Genomic DNA, 17,476 nt, shown 5'->3' on the forward strand with positions numbered 1-17,476 from the left:
CGGGTCCGTAGCCGGCCTCCGTCCAGGGCCGAGGCGGTCGTGGGACCGGAAGCGATCGGTCGGGATGCGTATGCCGACCGGGTCGGCGGACATGTGCCACTGGGTGGTTCCGTCGCGGGACGCGATGTGACCGGTCGGTGTGCGGGACCCGGGCGCGCGCGGAGGTGTTCAGCCGGTGCGGGAGGTGTCCGGCGACGTGTCCGGTGGGTCCGGAAGCGGCCGAGGGCGTGCCGGCCGGACCGGACGTGGCCGGTCGTGACCGGTCGCGGTGACTCGGTGGGACCGGAAGGGCCCGGTGGTGGGTCCCGATGAGACCGGAGGTGACCGGTCGGTGCGCGGGACCCGAGCGGACCGGACCGGTAACGCCCGGTGGGGCGCTGAATCGTCCGGTCGGACCGGGGTGGCCGCGGAGGTGTCCGTCAGACCGGGGTGGCCGGTCGGCGCGGAGCGGTCGCGCGGAGCTGGTGGCGCAGCGGCGTGGGGGATCGGTCCCGCAGGGCCGGCGGCGCGGAGGTCTCCCATGAGGCCGGCTGCGCGGGAATGTCGCGCGGGGCGGAAGGGGTCGGCCGGGGCCGGCTCACTCCTCGACGAGGAGCTTCTCCCGCAGCTGGGCCAGGGTGCGGGCCAGCAGCCGTGACACGTGCATCTGGGAGATGCCGACCTCCTGGGCGATCTGCGACTGCGTCATGTTCCCGAAGAAACGGAGGAGCAGGATGCGCTTCTCCCGCGGCGGCAGATCTTCGAGCAGCGGCTTGAGGGACTCGCGGTACTCGACGCCCTCCAGCGCCTCGTCCTCGGCGCCCAGGGTGTCCGCGACGGCCGGCGACTCGTCGTCCGTGTCGGGCACGTCCAGGGACAGCGTCGAGTAGGCGTTGGCGGACTCCAGGCCCTCCAGCACCTCTTCCTCGGAGATCGCGAGCTTCTCGGCCAGCTCGTGGACCGTGGGGGAGCGGCCGTGCAGCTGCGAGAGCTCCGCGGTCGCCGTGGTCAGCGCCAGCCGCAGCTCCTGGAGGCGGCGCGGGACGCGGACCGCCCAGCCCTTGTCGCGGAAGTGCCGCTTGATCTCGCCGACGACCGTCGGCGTCGCGTACGTCGAGAACTCGACGCCGCGCTCGGGGTCGAAGCGGTCGACCGACTTGATCAGGCCGATGGTGGCGACCTGCGTCAGGTCGTCCAGGGGCTCGCCGCGATTGCGGAAGCGGCGGGCGAGATGCTCCACGAGCGGGAGGTGCATGCGGACGAGCTGGTTGCGCAGCTCCGCGTACTCGGCGCTGCCCTCCTTGAGCTTGCGCAGCTCGACGAACATCGCCCGTGCACCGCTGCGGTCCTGAGGGTCGTGCTCGATGTGCTGGGCGCTCGGCCCGTGCTGCGCGCCCTGCACGCTGTGTGCCCCTGGTTTGTCGTGTCGCTCGTGCTCGCTCATAGTCCCGCCCGTCACCAGCCGCCGCCCTCCCGAGGACGTGCTCAGCGCGGCACCCTCCGGATCCCGTTGTCCATCGCCCCGGCCGGAGAGCTCCTCCCGTTCGTCCTCGTCGGTCCGCGGTTCTGCCGCGGCCTGTGCGACGACCGGTGAGGCGCCGTCCTCCGGATGCGGCCGGGCCTGCTCGGGAATGCCGTCGACGCCGTCCGCCGTCCGCCGCGGCCCGTCGAGGCCTTCGACGCGCCCGGCCGGAAGTTCCCGTGTGCCGCGCTCTTCGTCCCGCACCGGCCCGTCCCCGTTCCTCACGCCGGCCCGGGTCCCGCGCCGCGCTGTTTGTAGAGGCTGATCGAAACGGTCTTGTCCTCGGCGACGGAGGAGTCGACCTTGCCCGCTAGCGCCGAGAGGACGGTCCAGGCGAAGGTGTCCCGTGACGGAGCGTGACCGTCGGTGGTCGGCGCGGAGACCGTCACCTCCAGCGAGTCGTCGATGAGCCGGAAGACGCAGCTGAGCACCGAGCCGGGGACGGCCTGTTGCAGCAGGATCGCGCAGGCCTCGTCCACCGCGATGCGCAGGTCCTCGATCTCGTCGAGGGTGAAGTCCAAACGGGCCGCGAGCCCGGCCGTGGCCGTACGCAGCACCGACAGGTAGGCACCCGCGGCCGGCAGCCGGACTTCCACGAAGTCCTTCGTCGCGGGCTCGCCTGCGATCTGGGACACCCTCACCTCCATGGTGGTACAAGCTCTTTCGGGGGCCGAGGGTCGCCCCCCGGGTAACGCGCTATGTCGTTCAGCCGTGACGCTACCGCGCTCCCAAGTGTCCTGTCCTGGGGACCCCGCCCCTTGCTGTCACTCATAGTAAGCCTACGAGTACGGACAGTGGCTAGGGGTCTGCGGGCCCAATTAGGAAGAGCGCGCGCCGGGTTGACGTACCCAGGCGTCAGACGGTCGAACCGTCCGGATCGCCGGTCACACGCGTATGCGATCCGCGGGCTGTTCCAGTATGCATGCGTCGTGTCATACGAGTACGTGGTCGACGAAGCACCAACGCCAGTTCTCCCCGAGCTCGAAGGTGCGCATGATCGAATGCCCGGTGGTCTTGAAGTGCTCCGTCGCGTGTTGCAGCGGAGAGGAGTCGCAGCAGCCGAGGTGCCCGCACTCCAGGCACAGGCGAAGCTGCACCGGGTGCGTGCCGGCCGCGAGGCACTCCAGGCACGTCTCGCTGAGGGGCTGGGGTTCGGGGTGCGGCAGCGCTTCGGCGTGCGTGCACTGTTTCATGATTGCCAGGTTACGTCGGGTGTGCGGGAAGTCGCGCGAAAACGAGGGCGGGCGGAAAGACGATGCACGTTTTGCCACTGCTGTTGCTGGTCGCGGGAAGTGCCGCGGTCGCCGGGGCGGCTCGCCGCACACCGGTGCCCGCGCCGCTCCTGCTCGTCGCGGCGGGCCTGGTCTTCTCGTACATCCCGGGAGTACCCGTCTACGAACTCGACCCCGAGGTCGTGCTGCCGCTGGTGCTGCCCCCGCTGCTGTACACGGCGGCCACCGACAGCTCGTACCTCGACCTGAGGGCGCAACTGCGGCCCGTCGCGCTGCTGTCCGTCGGCTACGTCCTCTTCGCGACCCTCGTGGTCGGCTGGGCCGCGTACCTGATCGTGCCGAGCCTGCCGCTGACCGCGGCGCTCGTCCTGGGCGCGGTGGTCGCGCCCCCGGACGCGGTCGCCGCGACGGCGGTCGCGCGGCGCGTGGGCCTGCCCTCGCGGACCACCACCATCCTGCAGGGCGAGTCCCTGGTGAACGACGCGACCGCGATCACCGCGTACAAGGTGGCGATCGCGGCCGCGATCGGCGAGGGCGCGACGTGGGCGGGCGGCATCCGTGAGTTCCTGATCGCGGCGGTCGGCGGTGTGGCCGTCGGTCTCGTCCTGATGATCCCGATCCACTGGCTGCGCACCCACATCAAGGAGGCACTGCTCCAGAACACTCTGTCCCTGTTGATCCCCTTCGTCGCGTACGGGGTCGCCGAGCAGCTGAAGGCCTCCGGTGTGCTCGCGGTGGTGGTCGTCGCCCTCTACCTGGGGCACCGTGCCTGGGAGGTGGACTTCGCGACGCGGCTCCAGGAGGAGGCCGTGTGGAAGATGGTCGCGTTCGTCCTGGAGTCGGCGGTGTTCGCGCTGATCGGACTCCAGTTGCCGGTCGTCCTCAAGGGGCTCGGACAGTACGAGGGCACGAGCGCCGCCTGGTACGCGGTCGCCGTCTTCCTGGTGGTGGTCGCGGCGCGGTTCGTGTGGGTGTACCCGGCGACGTTCCTGCCCCGGCTGTTGTCCGCGCGGATCAGGAAGCGCGAGGACAACCCCACCTGGAAGGGCCCCTTCATCATCGGCTGGGCCGGCATGCGCGGCGTGGTCTCGCTGGCCATCGCCTTCTCGATCCCGCTCACCGTCCACGGCGGCGAGGTCTTTCCCGACCGCAACCTGATCCTGTTCCTGACCTTCACGACGGTCATCGGGACGCTGGTCGTGCAGGGACTGACCCTGCCGCCGCTGATCCGCCTCCTGAAGCTGCCGGGCCGCGACGTCCAGGCCGAGACGCTCGCCGAGGCCAACGCGCAGGCCCAGGCGTCCCGGGCCGCCGAGCAGCGCCTCGACGACCTGCTCACCGACGAGCGCAACGCCCTGCCGCCGCCCCTCGCCGACCGGCTGCGCGGTGTCATGGAGCACCGTCGCAATGCCGTCTGGGAGCGGCTCGGCGCGGTCAACCCGGTGACCGGCGAGTCGGCCGACGACACCTACCGGCGGCTGTCCCGGGAGATGATCGGCGCCGAGCGCGAGGTCTTCGTGAAGCTGCGCGACCTCCGCTTCATCGACGACGAGATGCTGCGCACGCTGCTGCGCCGGCTCGACCTGGAGGAGGCGGCGGCCTACCGCGAGACGGCGTAGGAAGCCGGTGCGCCGACACCGTCCGGGTGCGCCGTATCGTCAGGGAAGCGGCGCCCCGGTGATCACCGCGGCCACGGTCGTGCCGTGCGGGAACGCGCCCTCCTCGGCCAGGGCGACAAGTCCGTACAGCATCTTGGCGACATAGAGACGTTCGACGGGCAGCCCGTGCCGGTCCTCGAAGTCCTCGGCGAAGGCGTCGAGTTCTGGAGTGGCGCGGGCGTAGCCGCCGAAGTGGAAGCGGTCGTCCAGGGACCACAGGCCACGGCGGGCGCCGAACGCGGCCTGCTGGAGGGCCAGTACGCCGGCGTCCAGGAAGCCGCCCTTCAGGACCGGGATGCCGAGGGCGCGGCGGCCGGGGGCGAGTCCGGCGGCCAGGCCCGCGAGGGTCCCGCCGGTGCCGCAGGCGACGGCGACGACGTCGGCCGCGTCGCCCAGCTCGCGGCCGAGTTCCTGGCATCCGCGCACGGCCGGGGAGTTGCTTCCGCCCTCGGGCACCACGTACGCGTCCTCGGCCTCCACCGCGCGCAGGATTCCGGACAGCGTCTCCGGCTCCGCCTTGGCGCGGTACGTGCGTCTGTCGACGAAGTGCAGACGCATGCCGTCGGCCACGCACCGGGCGAGCGAGGGGTTGGGCGGGCGTCCGGCCAGCTCCTGGCCGCGGACCACGCCGAGCGTCGGGATGCCGAGGAGACGGCCGGCCGCGGCCGTGGCCCGCAGATGGTTCGAGTACGCACCGCCGAAGGTGACCACCGTGCGGCCCGCCGCCGCCTCCAGGTTGGGGGTCAGCTTGCGCCACTTGTTGCCGACCAGCTCGGGATGGATCAGATCATCCCGCTTGAGCAGCAGCCGGACGCCGTGGCGCGCGAACCGCTCGTCCCCGGCCTCCAGCAGCGGTGACGGCAGCCGCGGCCGCAGTACGTCGGGGCCGGCCGCCCCGGCGGCGTGAGGCTCGGGGGCGCCGGCGGCGTCCTGGACGTCGGGGCTGGTCATCCGCCCATTGTCGGACACGTGTCCGGAGCGGGCGCGGGCTGGGCTCACGGAGAGGGCGCCACCGCCTCGCGGATGCGCGGCCCGCGCTGGTGCCCCCGGTGGCCGGATCAGAAAGCAGCGGGCGCTCGGCGTGGCCGGCGGAACCGGGCGAGGCCTCAGCGCCCGCGCCCACCGCCGGTCCGGGCGGCGGTCGCCCCGTCACTTCAGGCGGTCACGGATGCGCTCCCGGATGGATCGCATCGTGAAGCCCCGCGGGTCGGTCTTGCCCGGCTGCCATTCGAGATGGCCGATGACCGAGCGTTCCGTCCAGCCGTGGTGGCGGCAGATCGCGGCGGAGACCCGCTCGACGGCCTCCAGCTGCGCCTCGGACCACGGGTCCTTCCCGTCGCCGAGGTTCTCGCACTCGAAGCCGTAGAAATGGCGGTTGCCGTCGGTGTTCGCCTCGTTGTCGTGGGGGAGCGCCTTCTCCGCGATCACCGCCCGCAGGACGTCGTCGTCGCCCAGGCCCGCGTGGTTGGCGCGTCCGTAGCCGACGAGGTGGACGACTCCGTCCTTGGTGATGACGCCGTGGCACAGCGGCCCGGGCAGTTCCGAGTGACCCTTGCGGCAGATCTCGACGGTGCGCTCGCTGCCGGAGGTCACCGTGTGATGGATCATCACGCCGTGCACCGGGCCCCACGGGCCCTTGTGGTTGCGGTTGTGATGCTCCCAGTCGCCGACCTCGACGACGGTGACGCCTGCGTCCCTGAGCCGGTCCAGGAAAGTACGCGCGGACATGGGTGGGGCCACGGCCGCCTCCTTCGTGCTGCACGGCGGCCACCTCTCGTGGCCGTCTCGTACCGCAGCTTGTACCCGCGACAGGGTGGCCGGTACTACTCGTTCGCACAGCGTGCGAGCCGATCCGGACATGCGGGACGGAAGCGGTGGAACCGGTGGATCGTGCGGCCGGGTGGGCCACTTCACCGGCCCGGCGGACCGCCGAACGGCTGGGCCGGTGGCCGCCGGGACCGTGAAATCCGGCCGGGCCGCTCAGGAGTGCAGGAAAGCGTCCCCGTGCGCGGCGATGTGACTCTCCAGGGCCTGGAGGGCCTGCTGGGTCGCCTCGGGGGTGCCGCTGCCGCGCCGCTCCGCGTAATACGCCGCGCCGAGCCTCTTCAGGAGGTCGCCGCCGGCGCGCTGCGCCTGCACCTCGTCGAGCTTCTGCTTGCCCTGTGTGAGGCCGCGCTGCGCCTGTTCCTTGGCGCGGTCCAGGAAGCCTGCCACTGCCGTCTCCCTTCGTTGTCCGTCGCTGGGTCAAACGGTTGGCCGGATCTTGGAGTTCCCTGGACAGAATCGCGGCCAATGCCCACTCGCCGGTGATCCATTCCCCCTCATTCGTGTAATAGCACCGGCACGCTCCGTGATGGAAGGCTGGTCCGCGCAGATCAGTGCATGCACGACCGGGAGGGCAATTTTCATGTCGGTAGGCGAAGAGGTCCGCCCGCAGCAGGGCAAGCCGCAGCAGAGCCTCGGCACATCCGCCGCGCGGAACCTGGCCACCACCACCAAGTCCGCACCCCAGATGCAGGAGATCAGCTCCCGCTGGCTGCTGCGCATGCTTCCGTGGGTGAACGTGCAGGGTGGCACGTACCGAGTCAACCGGCGGCTCAGCTACTCCGTGGGCGACGGCCGCGTGACGTTCGTGAAGACCGGCGACCGGGTCGAGGTCGTCCCGGCGGAGCTCGGCGAGCTGTCCGTGCTGAGGTCGTTCGAGGACCAGGAAGTACTGGGCGAGCTCGCCCAGCGCTGCCGGCAGCGGGAGTTCGCACCGGGCGAGGTGCTCGCCTCGTTCGGCAGCCAGGCCGACGCGGTGTTCCTGCTGGCGCACGGCAGGGTCGAGAAGATCGGCACCGGTCCCTACGGGGACGACGCGGTCCTCGGTGTCCTCGCCGACGGCGCCTACTTCGGCGAGCAGGCGCTCATCGACCCGGACGCGATCTGGGAGTACACGGCTCGCGCGGTCACCTCGGTCACCGTGCTCACCCTGCCCCGCCAGGACCTCGAACAGGTCGCGGAGCGCGCCGACTCCCTGCGCGACCATCTCCAGAGCCTGCGCTCCATTCCGGCGCAGCGCACCAACAAGTACGGCGAGAAGGAGATCGACCTCGCGGCGGGCCACACCGGCGAGCCCGACATCCCCGGCACCTTCGTGGACTACGAGGCGGCGCCGCGCGAGTACGAACTGAGCATCGCCCAGACCGTGCTGCGCCTGCACACGCGTGTGGCCGACCTCTACAACCAGCCCATGAACCAGACCGAGCAGCAGCTCCGGCTCACCGTCGAGGCGTTGAAGGAGCGCCAGGAGCACGAGCTCATCAACAACAGGGAGTTCGGACTGCTCAACAACTGCGAGTACGACCAGCGGCTGCAGCCGCACGACGGCGTACCCGGGCCCGACGACCTCGACGAGCTGCTCAGCCGACGGCGCGGCACCAAGCTGTTTCTGGCGCACCCCCGCGCGATCTCCGCGTTCGGACGCGAGCTCAACAAGCGCGGTCTGGTCCCGGAGACCGTCGAGATGGCGGGCAACCGCATCCCGACCTGGCGCGGGGTGCCGATCTTCCCGTGCAACAAGATCCCGGTCAGCGACACCCGTACGACCTCGATCATCGCCATGCGTACGGGCGAGGCCGAGCAGGGCGTGATCGGCCTCCAGCAGTCGGGCATCCCGGACGAGATCGAGCCGAGCCTGTCGGTGCGCTTCATGGGCATCAACGAACAGGCGGTCATCTCCTACCTGGTGACGGCGTACTACTCCGCCGCCGTCCTCGTGCCGGACGCCCTCGGCATCCTGGAGAACGTCGAGATCGGCCGCTGGCGGTGACGTCACCGCACGCCGTGCGCCGTGTCCCCGTCCTTTGGGGCGGGTGCGCGAGGGGGCGCGCGCCCGGCAGCCGCGGAGAGCCACCGTCCGCAGACCTTCCGAGGCGGTCCCATGGGTGAGTTCATGACGGACACGAAGCAGGGCCCGACCGAGATCCTGGAAAGGCGGAGCCCCACCGGGAGGCCCATGGACACACAGGCCCCGCCGGGTCCGCTCGACGGGCAGGAGGCGGCGGGCATCCTGGAGCGCGCGCGGGCGTCCGTCGACCCCGAGCTGCGCAGGGCGATCGACACGCTGCCCGGCTCCATGCGCCGGGTAGCTCTGTACCACTTCGGCTGGGAGCACGCGGACGGCACCCCGGCGGCGGGCAACGCGGGCAAGGCGATCCGGCCCGCGCTCGTGCTCGCCGCGGTCAGGGCGCTCGGCGGGCGGCACAGTGCGGCCGTGCGGGCCGCGGCGGCAGTGGAGCTGGTCCACAACTTCACGCTGCTGCACGACGACGTCATGGACCGGGACACCACCCGCAGGCACCGTCCCACCGCATGGACCGTGTTCGGTGACGCCGACGCGATCCTGGCGGGCGACGCGCTCCAGGCGCTGGCCCAGCAGCTGCTCGCCGAGGACCCGCATCCGGCGTCCTCGGCGGCCGCCGCCCGGCTCGCCGCCTGCGTCGTCGAGCTGTGCGCGGGCCAGCAGGCGGACACGGCCATGGAGAAGCTGGGCCCGGACGAGGTCACCCTCGACGACTGCCTGGTCATGGCCGAGGCCAAGACGGGAGCGCTGATCGGCTGCGCCTGCGCGGTCGGTGCGCTCTACGCGGGGGCGGACGAGGAGGACGTCGCGGCGCTGGACGCGTTCGGCCGTGCGGCCGGGCTCGCCTTCCAGCTGATCGACGACGTGATCGGGATCTGGGGGGACCCGAGCCGCACCGGCAAACCGGCCGGTGCGGACCTCATCGCCCGCAAGAAGTCCCTGCCCGTGGTCGCCGCGCTCGGTTCGGGGACCACGGCGGCGGACGAACTGGCCGAGTTGTACGGAGTGCCGTACGGGGAAGGAGACGCGGGGGAGCTGGAGCGCACGGTGCTGGCCGTCGAGCGGGCGGGCGGCCGTGACTGGGCGCAGGTCCAGGCGGCCGACCGGATGGCCCGGGCGATGCACGAGCTGTCCCGGGCGATCCCGGACCCGGAGGCGGCGGGCGGCCTCCTCGCGCTGGCGGAGTTCGTCACGCGGCGCAGCAACTGACCGGAGCGGCGCGCCGGTCGTCCGGCCCGCGCGCCGGCCCCAGGCCCCGGGGCCCGGTTCCGTACGGCACCTGACCTCCGTACGGCGCCGGGCCCCGGACGGGGCGGGTCCCGCACATCCCCACGGTGTGCGGGAGCCGCCCCCTTTCGTCACCCCCGGTGCGTGGCCTCCGGTGCCCGCCCTCCGCGGAGACCGACTAGGCTGCAACGGCCATACGATCAACGTGAGTTGGGGCGAAGGGCGGGGCGGGACATGGGCGTGGCGATCCGGGCGGCGGACGAGGGCGACAGAGAGCTGGTCGTCCGGCTGCTGGACGAGGCCTTCCAGGACGATCCGGTCAGCGGCTGGGTCTTCCCGGACGAGGCGGACCGCCGTGCGACGCACCACAAGTTGATGGCCGCCTTCCTCGACGCCGTGCTGGCCGAGGGCCGGGTGGACCTGGCCGAGGACGGCACGGCCTGCGCCCTGTGGCTGTCCGTCCCCGCCGGTGACCACGGCGAGGGAGACGCGGACGAGGACGGTCCGGCGCAGCTGCGCGAGGCCGTCGACCCGGGCAACGAACGCGTCGAGCAGATCGGCCGGCTGACGGCGGACATCCACCCCGCGGGCCGCGCCCACGAGTATCTGTGGATGATCGCCGTGGCACCGGAACGGCAGGGCGAAGGACTCGGTACGACGCTGATCCGGTCGGTTCTCGACCGCTGCGACCGGGAGGGCCTGCCCGCGTATCTGGAGGCGAGCAGCGCGCGCAGCCGCGCGTTGTACGAGCGGCTCGGGTTCGCCCTCGAGGGCCGCCCGCTCGACCTGCCGGACGGGCCGCAGATGTGGCCCATGTGGCGCGAGCCTCAGGCCTGAGGCGTCAGTTGTCAGGCCTGAGGCCTCAGGCCTCGGGCACGATCGTCGCCACGATCCGTTCCAGCAGCTCGTCCGGGACGGTGACACCCGGCAGCACCCCGTCCAGGACACCGGGCAGGGTCAGCTGCTCCAGGAGCAGCCCGAGCACGGCCAGGTAGAGCACCGTCACGGTCTCGTCGCCGCCGGGCAGCCCCGCCGCCCGGTGGAACGCCATGCCCTGTTCCAGGTCGCCGCGCACCGACTCGGTGTACGAGGCCCGCAGAGCGGGGCGGCGGGTGGCCTCCAGACGCATCTCGAACAGGGCCAGGTAGCCCGTGCGGTCGCCGGTGGCGCGGGCCAGCAGGTCCCGCATGAACTCCAGCACCAGCGAGCGGTCCTTCGGTCTGGTGAGCAGTTCGGCGAACACCGCCGGGTCGGGGGCGAGGCGCGTGTGGAGGTGGGCGTCGACCTGGTTCAGCAGGTCGTCCCGGTCGGTGAAGTAGTTCGACGCGGTCCCCACCGGCACGGCGGCCTCACCGTCCACGGCACGGAACGTCAGCCCGCGCGCCCCCTCGCGCGCCAGCACCGCCACGGCCGCGTCGACGAGGGCGGCCCTGCGCTCCGGGTTCCTTGCCATATGGACGTCCTCCGGGAATCCCCTTGTAACCACTACAGATGAAGCACTATAACTGGAGTGGTTCGGTCGCGTGGCCGGACCACCCGAACGTGTCGTCCACGAAAAGAGACCCGCTTGCGCAAGCTCACGTACTTCATCGCCTGCTCGATCGACGGCTTCATCGCAGACCCGAAGGGGGGCTGGCAGTTCTTCATGCCGTTCGTCGACGAGGAGTACTTCGCCTTCCTCAAGGCGGAGTATCCGGAGACCCTGGCGACGCACGGCCGGCGGGCGCTCGGCATCGACAATCTGGCCAACCGCCGCTTCGACACGGTGATACAGGGCCGCGTCAGCTACGACCTGGCACTGGATATCGGCGTGACCAGCCCGTACGCCCATCTGCGCGAGTACGTCGCCTCGCGCGGCCTCGACGAGTCGCCCGACCCGAACGTGACGGTCGTCGGGGACGACGTCGTCGGGAAGATCCGCGAACTCAAGGCCGAGGACGGCGAACTCGGGATCTACCTCTGCGGCGGCTCGCAGCTCGCCGGAGCCCTGATCGACGAGGTCGACGAGCTCGTCATCAAGACCTACCCCGTGGTGCTCGGCTCGGGTATGCCGATGTTCGGGTCCGGGTTCGACGTCGCCGAGTTCGCGCTCGACTCGGTGCGCACCTTCGAGAACGGCGTGCTCGTGCGGACGTACAGCAGGAAGCGCTGAGGCCGCCGCCGCAATACCCTGGGGTCATGGGCACCGACGAGCACGTCTGCCCCTCCTGCGGGCAGCCGGTCGACACCGTAGTGCGACGCCACAAGACCCTGGGCGCCTGGGTCCCCGTGTGGGGCCCCGGCCCCTGCCACAACCCCGAGTGCGAGGCCGGGTTCGCCGAGCCCCGCCGGCACCCCGTCCGCGAGCCGGACGACGCGCCGGGCCGCACAGCGGACGACGCGCCGGGCCGCACAGCGGACGACGCGCCGGGCTGCGCACCGGACGACGCGTCCGGCGAGCGGGCGGACCGAGCGGCCGTCGACCGGCCGGAACAAGGACCGGGCGACCGTCCCGAGGAGCCGGCGCGCCCGAACGCCCAGGGAGCGGACATCAGCCGTGTGCGGGCCACGGACGGGGGACCGTAGCGTGGGCGCATGCCTGAACCTCTGCTGCACATCACCGAGCGCTCCCTGTGGGACGCGGCCCGCGCGTCCGGCACGTACGAGATGTCCACACGTGGCCGCACCCTCGGCGAGGAGGGCTTCGTCCACTGCTCCACACGCCGCCAACTCCCGGGCGTGGCCTCCTTCCTGTACGGCTCCTACGCCGGTCCCGACGAGCTCGTCGTCCTCGTCATCGACGCCGAGCGGGTCGGTGCGCCGGTGCGCTACGAGGCGATGAAGCCCGGGGGCGAGGAGTTCCCGCACGTCTACGGCCCCATCCCGGTGGAGGCCGTCGTGGACGTGGAGACCTGGGACCCGCAGACCTAGGGGCCTGCCCAGGGCCTGTCGACAGGCCCCTAGTGTCCCGGTCCGGAGATCCTGTCGCAGTAGCGGCAGATGCGGTCGATGATCTGATCTGAGGTCTTGGTCCACTTGAAGGGCCGAGCCTGTTCGTTCCAGGTCTTGATCCACTCTTCGAGCCCGGTCTTCAGTTCATCAAGTGAGCAGAACACGCCGCGTTCAAGGCAGCGTCGTTCCAGCTCCGCGAACCACCGCTCGACCTGGTTGATCCAGGACGAGTAGGTCGGGGTGAAGTGCAGGCGGAACCGGGGATGCGCAAGCAGCCACTTGTGCAACCGGCGCCTTGTGGGCGGAGAGGTTGTCGCAGATCACGTGGACCGCCAGGCCGGGATCGGTCTGGCGGTCGATCTCGTCGAGGAAGTCACGGAAGTCGACCGCGCGGTGCTGTGCGGACAGCTTCCCGATCACCTTGCCGGTGGCGGTGTTCAGGGCGGCGAACAGGTCCACGGTGCCGTGCCGGACGTAGTCGAAGCTGCGGCGCTCAGGGGTGCCCGGCGCCATCGGCAGCACCGGCGCTGTCCGTTCCAGGGCCTGGATCTGCGGTTTCTCGTCGACCGCGAAGACGGCCGTGTTCGCCGGCGGGGCGAGATACAGTCCGACCACGTCACGGATCTTGTCGATCAGCAGCGGGTCCGGAGAGATCTTGAAAGTTTCGTGCGCCAGGGCTGCAGTGGTTGCAGGTCAGGAACGCCTTCGGGTCTTCGTAGACCTGGAGGCGGGGGTTGGCGACCAGCGCGCGTAGTTCGCGTTTGCCGAGGTAGGTCCCGGCGTAGCGGTCCTCCTCGGCACCGTCGTCGACGAAGGAGCCCGGCGACACCAGCGCCTTCTCCACCAGGACGTGGAAGGCGTCCGTGTCGGTCGCGGCCAGCAGCGCCGAATGGTCCGTCCAGGCGAGATGCGCGATCTGGTGGGCGACGCTCCAGCCGGGCGCCGGGGTGGCGAGCGCCCACTGCTCGGCGCGCAACTCGGCCACCAGCCGGTCGAGTTCCTCGCTCTCCTCGCGCAGGTCGTCGAACACGGGCGTCGGATCGGACACGGGACGCTCCCCTCGGGCATGGCAGCGCCGATGAAAACAAGCAAGCATGATTGCATAATTGCGGCCGTTCGGTGCACGACCCGGGGCGAGGGCTGCGCGGACCCTGTGTGCTCAATACACTCGGCGATCGCGCCCATCGCGGCGCACACTCGCATACCGGGGGACGAACGATGAGCAACTGGAACCCGGGCGGACAGCCGCCCCAGGGGCCGCAGCCCTACCAGCCGCAGCCACCTCAGCCCTATCCGCCCCAGCCCTACGTGCCGCCACAGCCCCAGCCGCCCTACCCGGGGCCGCCGGGGCCGCCGCCGGGCGGGCCGATCACCCGGCTGCGGCGGCGGATCGGCCCCATCCACACCGCGCGCAGGGTCTTCACCCCGTCACGGCCGGGCATCGTCTCGGATCCTGAGGTGGCGCGGATGCGGAAGATCAGGACCCTGGTCGGCGTGGGCGCGTTCCTGTGGACGTCCTACGCCTACAAGCTCGCCCCCAAGCTCAGCGACGCGGCGGACGAGCAGGTCGACAAGTCGTGGACCAGCGCCCTCGTGCTGGCGGCGACCCTCCCGGTCGTCGTCGGCGTCCTGTACGGCCTGGCCGCTCCGGCGGCGCGACGGGACCTGCTGCACCGGGCGGGGCGGTGCTTCGGCGCGATCGTGGCCATGATGGCGGCGGCCTCCGTCTTCCCGATCATCGTGCTCTCAGGGTTCTTCGAGGGCCAGGAACCCCTCGTGGAGGGCCACTTCACCGTGACGAAGGGCCTCATCCTCGCGCTCACCATCTTCGTCCTCTTCTGGGTGACGCCGTTCGTCGTCTGGGGCGTGGGACTCGCCGTCCAGCACGTGTTCCGCACCGCGGACATCCACGAGACGGTGCCGCCGCTGCTGATCATGGCGTTGGCGTGGGAGATGGCACTGATCGACATGTTCACCGGCGCCCACGAGGGCGTGCCGACGGTGATCCGGTACGTGTTCATCCTGGGCGCCCCGCTCTCCGTCACGGCGGTGGGCCTGTGGGAGCTGCACCGACTGCGCGTGCACTACGGGCTGGGGATGCGGGGACTGCTGATGCGCTAGGAACGGCGTCTCGCAGGACGTACTAGTGATCTGGTTTTGAGATCGTGGGTCGCCACGTGAGGCGTCCCCTCTTTCAGATTGCGGCGTGCTGCTGCGGCGGGTAGCGCGCTCGCGCTGTGCTGCGTGGATGGGCGATACCCGGCTGGAACATGTCGTGTTGTCGGAGGCCGAGCGGCTGACGCTGGAGAGCTGGGCCGAGCGCCGCTCGACCGCCCAGGGACTGGCCGTTCGCGCACGCATCGTGCTGGCGTGCGCGAACGGCTGGAACAACACCGTGGTCGCCGCGCGACTCGGTGTCGGCAGAGATACCGTGCGCCGCTGGCGCACACGGTTCCTTGCCCGGCGACTGGACGGACTCGCCGACGAGCCGCGGGCCCGGGGTGCCGCGGACCATCACCGATGTCCAGGTGGAAGAGGTCGTGGTCCGTACCCTGGAGCAGACGCCACAGGGCGGGACGCACTGGTCGAAGCGGGAGCCGGCCAAGGTCGTGGGGATCTCGCCGGCGAGCGTGCTGCGGATCTGGCACGCCTTCGGCCTGCAGCCGTGCAGCCGTGGCGGACTGAGACCTTCAAGATCTCACCCGACCCGTTCCTGATCGACAAGATCCGCGATGTCGTCGGCCTTTACCTCGCCCCGCCGGCCAATGCCGTCATCTTCGCGATGGACGAGAAACCACAGATCCAGGCTCTTGAGCGGACCGCACCGGTCCTGCCGATGATTCCGGGAGTGCCCGAGCGGCCGAGTTTCGACTACGTCCGGCACGGGACCGTCGACCTGTCCGCCGCACTGAACACCGCCAAGGGCAAGGTGATCACGAAACTGTCCGCCCAACACCGGGCCGTCGACTTCCGCGACTTCCTCGACGAGATCGACCGCCAGACCGACAAGAGCCTTGCGGTCCACGTCATCTGCGACAACGCCTACGCCCACACGGCGCCCGTGGTGCACAAGTGGCTGCTCGCGCACCCCCGCTTCCAGCTCCACTTCAACCCCGACCTACTCGTCCTGGATCAGCCAGGTCGAACGGTGGTTCGCCGAGCTGGAACGACGCTGCCTCACACGTGGGGTGTCCTGCTCACTCGACGACCTCAAGACCGCACTCGAAGAGTGGATCAAGGTCTGGAACGACGATGCCAGGCCCTTCAAATGGACCAAGACCGCCGACCAGATCCTCGACCGCATCTGCCGCTACTGCGACAGGGTCTCCGAACCAGATCACTAGGTGAGGCTGCCCGTCGCGGGATCCCGAGGGGTCAGGCAGTACGTGCCGCCGGCAGGGTCCCGCATGACGTTCCAGTGGGCGCCGCGCGCGACGAGGGAGGCGCCGAGGCTCTCGTGGTGGGCGCGGACCGCGTCGACGTCCGAGCACGCGATGTCGTGGTGGGCGGACGCGGGACGCTCGTCGTCCAGACGTTGCAGGAGGATGCGGAACGGCAGCGTCGCGGGCGGCCTGACCACGTGGAACCCCGGGAACGCGCCGGGCCGTGACGCCCAGCCGGTCAGCTCACCCCAGAAGGCCACCTCGGCGTCGTACACGGACGGCGCCAGGTCCAGGCACACCTGGTCGAGGCGGCTGGTCGCCCCGCCGCCCGGCACCTCGACCACCGGTGGGCGCGTCGACTCGCCCTGCCAGGGCACCACGCAGAACGACTGCCCGCCGGGGGAGCGCAGGACGGTCCATCCCTCGTGCCCGGCCACGACCTCGGCACCCAGGCGCCGCGCCGACCGCACCAACGCGGTCACGTCCTGGACGGCCAGGTCCAGGTGCGCGCCCGCGTCGCCGTCCGCGACGCCCTGCACCTTCACGCACGCGTCCGCTCCGTCGTGCAGCAGCGTGACGAACTCGTCCCGGTCGCCGCGCGGTTCGGACAACCGCGTCCCCGTGACGGCGGTCCAGAAGTCGTGGGCGGTGCCGGACTCCTTCATGGGCCGGTCGACGAAGGCGTAGGTCCACCGGATCGGCTCGGTCATCGGGGCACTCCCTGTCGGTCGGCCGGTACGGCTCGTACCGTCTCCCGCGCGATCAGCCCGCGCAACGAGGTTTTCACGCTCTCGACGAACGAGTCCCGCACGCCGGGGGAGAGGACGTCCAGGGAGAGGTACGGGTTGAGGTCCTCCAGCTCCACGAGGAGCAGTTCACCGCCGGGGGCACGGCAGGCGTCCACGCGCTGGATGCCGTGGTCGATGTCGTTCCAGTCGACGAACCGCTGGGCGAACTCACGGTCGGCCGCGGTCGGTTCGTACGGCTCCAAAGCCCACCGCCGGTCCGGGGCGGGGGCGTACAGGGCGTACTGGAAGGTGCGGTCGACGAAGTAGAAGGACACCTCGTAGCGGAAGTCGATACGGGGCTGGACGAGGACGTCGCCGTACGCGCGCCCGGCGAGCTGCTCGCGCGAGACGAACTCCAGGCCTATCGAGTCCGCGCCCAGCTCGGGCTTCACCACGTACTGGCCGGCGTCGGGCAGCAGGCCCAGGTCCTCGGCACGGTCGACGGTGGGGATGACCGGGTACCCGGCGGCCGTCAGATCGAGGAGGTACCGCTTGCCCGCCATGTCTCCCTTCCCGGAGAGTTCGTTGAACACGCGCACACCGTCCGCCACCGCCCGCGCGCGGAACGCGTCGTACTGCTCCTGGTAGTTCAGCACCGGCCCGCTGTTGCGCACGGCCACCGCGTCGAAGCCGTGCATCAGCCGCTCCGCGTCCAGCGGGTGGCACAGGGCGACGTCGAACTCCTCACGCAGCCGAGAGGTGAGGAGGATGTCCTCGTCGCAGTAGCGGCGGCCCTTGGCCGGGTAGGCCAGGTCACTGACGAACAGGACGCGGGGGCGCGCGGACGGCATGGGGGACTCCTCGGCGTTCATCGTGCTTTCCGGAACGCACTCTCTCAGGGAGCGCCGCGTCCGGTGAAGCGGGGGAGGCCCCCGGCCGGGACGCGCCCGGCCGGCTCGGTCACTCGGC

19 protein-coding genes and 2 pseudogenes are annotated in these 17,476 nt (G+C 71.0%); 9 read left to right on the forward strand and 12 right to left on the reverse strand.

What is annotated here, in order from left to right:
• Window positions 1-577: 577 nt before the first annotated feature.
• From H305_RS0120700 to H305_RS0120710, 3 genes are all read right to left on the reverse strand, one after another.
• Window positions 578-1,726, reverse strand: a complete 1,149-nt coding sequence (locus H305_RS0120700) for an RNA polymerase sigma factor SigF (RefSeq protein ID WP_078629149.1) — start codon at window positions 1,724-1,726, stop codon at window positions 578-580.
• Window positions 1,723-2,136, reverse strand: a complete 414-nt coding sequence (locus H305_RS0120705; RefSeq protein ID WP_028802066.1) for an anti-sigma regulatory factor — start codon at window positions 2,134-2,136, stop codon at window positions 1,723-1,725. Before H305_RS0120705 ends, H305_RS0120700 begins: the two co-directional genes overlap by 4 nt.
• 297 nt (window positions 2,137-2,433) lie before the next feature.
• Window positions 2,434-2,694 (reverse strand): UBP-type zinc finger domain-containing protein, encoded by a 261-nt coding sequence (locus H305_RS0120710; RefSeq protein WP_028802067.1) that lies wholly within the window; start codon window positions 2,692-2,694, stop codon window positions 2,434-2,436.
• Window positions 2,695-2,756: 62 nt separating this feature from the next.
• Between H305_RS0120710 and H305_RS0120715 the strand changes: the two genes are divergently transcribed.
• Window positions 2,757-4,352 carry a Na+/H+ antiporter gene (locus H305_RS0120715; protein WP_028802068.1) on the forward strand — a complete coding sequence of 532 codons (1,596 nt, stop codon included), beginning with the start codon at window positions 2,757-2,759 and terminating at the stop codon, window positions 4,350-4,352.
• Window positions 4,353-4,391: 39 nt separating this feature from the next.
• Here the strand turns inward: H305_RS0120715 and H305_RS0120720 are convergent, their stop codons facing one another.
• From H305_RS0120720 to H305_RS0120730, 3 genes are all read right to left on the reverse strand, one after another.
• A complete protein-coding gene (locus tag H305_RS0120720) occupies window positions 4,392-5,342 on the reverse strand; it encodes a 1-aminocyclopropane-1-carboxylate deaminase/D-cysteine desulfhydrase (RefSeq protein ID WP_078629150.1) in 951 nt (316 codons plus the stop codon).
• Between the two features lie 198 nt (window positions 5,343-5,540).
• A complete protein-coding gene (locus H305_RS0120725) occupies window positions 5,541-6,131 on the reverse strand; it encodes an N-acetylmuramoyl-L-alanine amidase (RefSeq protein ID WP_028802070.1) in 591 nt (196 codons plus the stop codon).
• Window positions 6,132-6,371: 240 nt separating this feature from the next.
• Entirely contained in the window at window positions 6,372-6,605 is a 234-nt protein-coding gene (locus H305_RS0120730) for a hypothetical protein (protein ID WP_028802071.1), read from the reverse strand.
• A gap of 193 nt (window positions 6,606-6,798) precedes the next feature.
• On the opposite strand from H305_RS0120730, the gene H305_RS0120735 reads away from it, so the two are divergent.
• From H305_RS0120735 to H305_RS0120745, 3 genes are all read left to right on the forward strand, one after another.
• Window positions 6,799-8,205, forward strand: coding sequence for a family 2B encapsulin nanocompartment shell protein (locus H305_RS0120735; RefSeq protein ID WP_028802072.1), 1,407 nt, complete (start codon window positions 6,799-6,801; stop codon window positions 8,203-8,205).
• Between the two features lie 186 nt (window positions 8,206-8,391).
• Window positions 8,392-9,447, forward strand: coding sequence for a family 2 encapsulin nanocompartment cargo protein polyprenyl transferase (locus H305_RS0120740; RefSeq protein WP_234020989.1), 1,056 nt, complete (start codon window positions 8,392-8,394; stop codon window positions 9,445-9,447).
• A 252-nt stretch (window positions 9,448-9,699) separates the two neighbouring features.
• The gene (locus tag H305_RS0120745; RefSeq protein ID WP_028802074.1) at window positions 9,700-10,302 is read left to right on the forward strand and encodes a GNAT family N-acetyltransferase; all 603 of its coding nucleotides are present in this window, start codon (window positions 9,700-9,702) and stop codon (window positions 10,300-10,302) included.
• A 25-nt stretch (window positions 10,303-10,327) separates the two neighbouring features.
• Here H305_RS0120745 and H305_RS0120750 read toward each other — a convergent pair whose 3' ends face one another.
• A complete protein-coding gene (locus H305_RS0120750; RefSeq protein WP_028802075.1) occupies window positions 10,328-10,918 on the reverse strand; it encodes a TetR/AcrR family transcriptional regulator in 591 nt (196 codons plus the stop codon).
• A gap of 114 nt (window positions 10,919-11,032) precedes the next feature.
• Here H305_RS0120750 and H305_RS0120755 point away from each other — a divergent pair, with 114 nt between their 5' ends.
• Genes H305_RS0120755 through H305_RS0120765 form a run of 3 tightly spaced genes read left to right on the forward strand, consistent with a single transcriptional unit; the run spans window position 11,033 to window position 12,375 of the window.
• Window positions 11,033-11,617 (forward strand): dihydrofolate reductase family protein, encoded by a 585-nt coding sequence (locus H305_RS0120755; RefSeq protein ID WP_028802076.1) that lies wholly within the window; start codon window positions 11,033-11,035, stop codon window positions 11,615-11,617.
• 26 nt (window positions 11,618-11,643) lie between these two features.
• A complete protein-coding gene (locus H305_RS46610; protein WP_037764735.1) occupies window positions 11,644-12,030 on the forward strand; it encodes a hypothetical protein in 387 nt (128 codons plus the stop codon).
• Between the two features lie 9 nt (window positions 12,031-12,039).
• The gene (locus tag H305_RS0120765; RefSeq protein WP_028802077.1) at window positions 12,040-12,375 is read left to right on the forward strand and encodes a DUF952 domain-containing protein; all 336 of its coding nucleotides are present in this window, start codon (window positions 12,040-12,042) and stop codon (window positions 12,373-12,375) included.
• 29 nt (window positions 12,376-12,404) lie between these two features.
• On the opposite strand, the gene H305_RS55790 is transcribed toward H305_RS0120765, so the two are convergent.
• The 3 genes and pseudogenes from H305_RS55790 to H305_RS55795 all read right to left on the reverse strand — a co-directional run.
• On the reverse strand, window positions 12,405-12,683 hold the full coding sequence (locus H305_RS55790; RefSeq protein ID WP_267880801.1) for a transposase: 279 nt from the start codon (window positions 12,681-12,683) through the stop codon (window positions 12,405-12,407).
• A complete protein-coding gene (locus tag H305_RS54915) occupies window positions 12,568-13,011 on the reverse strand; it encodes an IS630 family transposase (RefSeq protein WP_028802078.1) in 444 nt (147 codons plus the stop codon). The genes H305_RS55790 and H305_RS54915 overlap by 116 nt, the downstream gene beginning before the upstream one ends.
• A 130-nt stretch (window positions 13,012-13,141) precedes the next feature.
• Window positions 13,142-13,444: pseudogene (locus H305_RS55795) on the reverse strand (maleylpyruvate isomerase N-terminal domain-containing protein); the annotation flags it as partial.
• 170 nt (window positions 13,445-13,614) lie between these two features.
• Between H305_RS55795 and H305_RS0120785 the strand changes: the two are divergent.
• On the forward strand, window positions 13,615-14,517 hold the full coding sequence (locus tag H305_RS0120785; protein WP_234020977.1) for a hypothetical protein: 903 nt from the start codon (window positions 13,615-13,617) through the stop codon (window positions 14,515-14,517).
• A gap of 127 nt (window positions 14,518-14,644) precedes the next feature.
• Window positions 14,645-15,740 (forward strand): annotated as a pseudogene (locus H305_RS46625) (IS630 family transposase).
• Here H305_RS46625 and H305_RS0120800 read toward each other — a convergent pair.
• Entirely contained in the window at window positions 15,737-16,489 is a 753-nt protein-coding gene (locus H305_RS0120800) for a VOC family protein (protein ID WP_028802082.1), read from the reverse strand. The pseudogene H305_RS46625 and the gene H305_RS0120800 sit on opposite strands and share 4 nt — an antisense overlap.
• Window positions 16,486-17,358: a hypothetical protein gene (locus H305_RS46630; RefSeq protein ID WP_051370805.1), complete on the reverse strand. Its 873-nt coding sequence runs from the start codon at window positions 17,356-17,358 to the stop codon at window positions 16,486-16,488. Before H305_RS46630 ends, H305_RS0120800 begins: the two co-directional genes overlap by 4 nt.
• Window positions 17,359-17,476: the final 118 nt, after the last annotated feature.

Origin of the sequence: Streptomyces sp. 142MFCol3.1 (genome assembly GCF_000424945.1) — a bacterium.
Classification (GTDB): domain Bacteria; phylum Actinomycetota; class Actinomycetes; order Streptomycetales; family Streptomycetaceae; genus Streptomyces; species Streptomyces siamensis.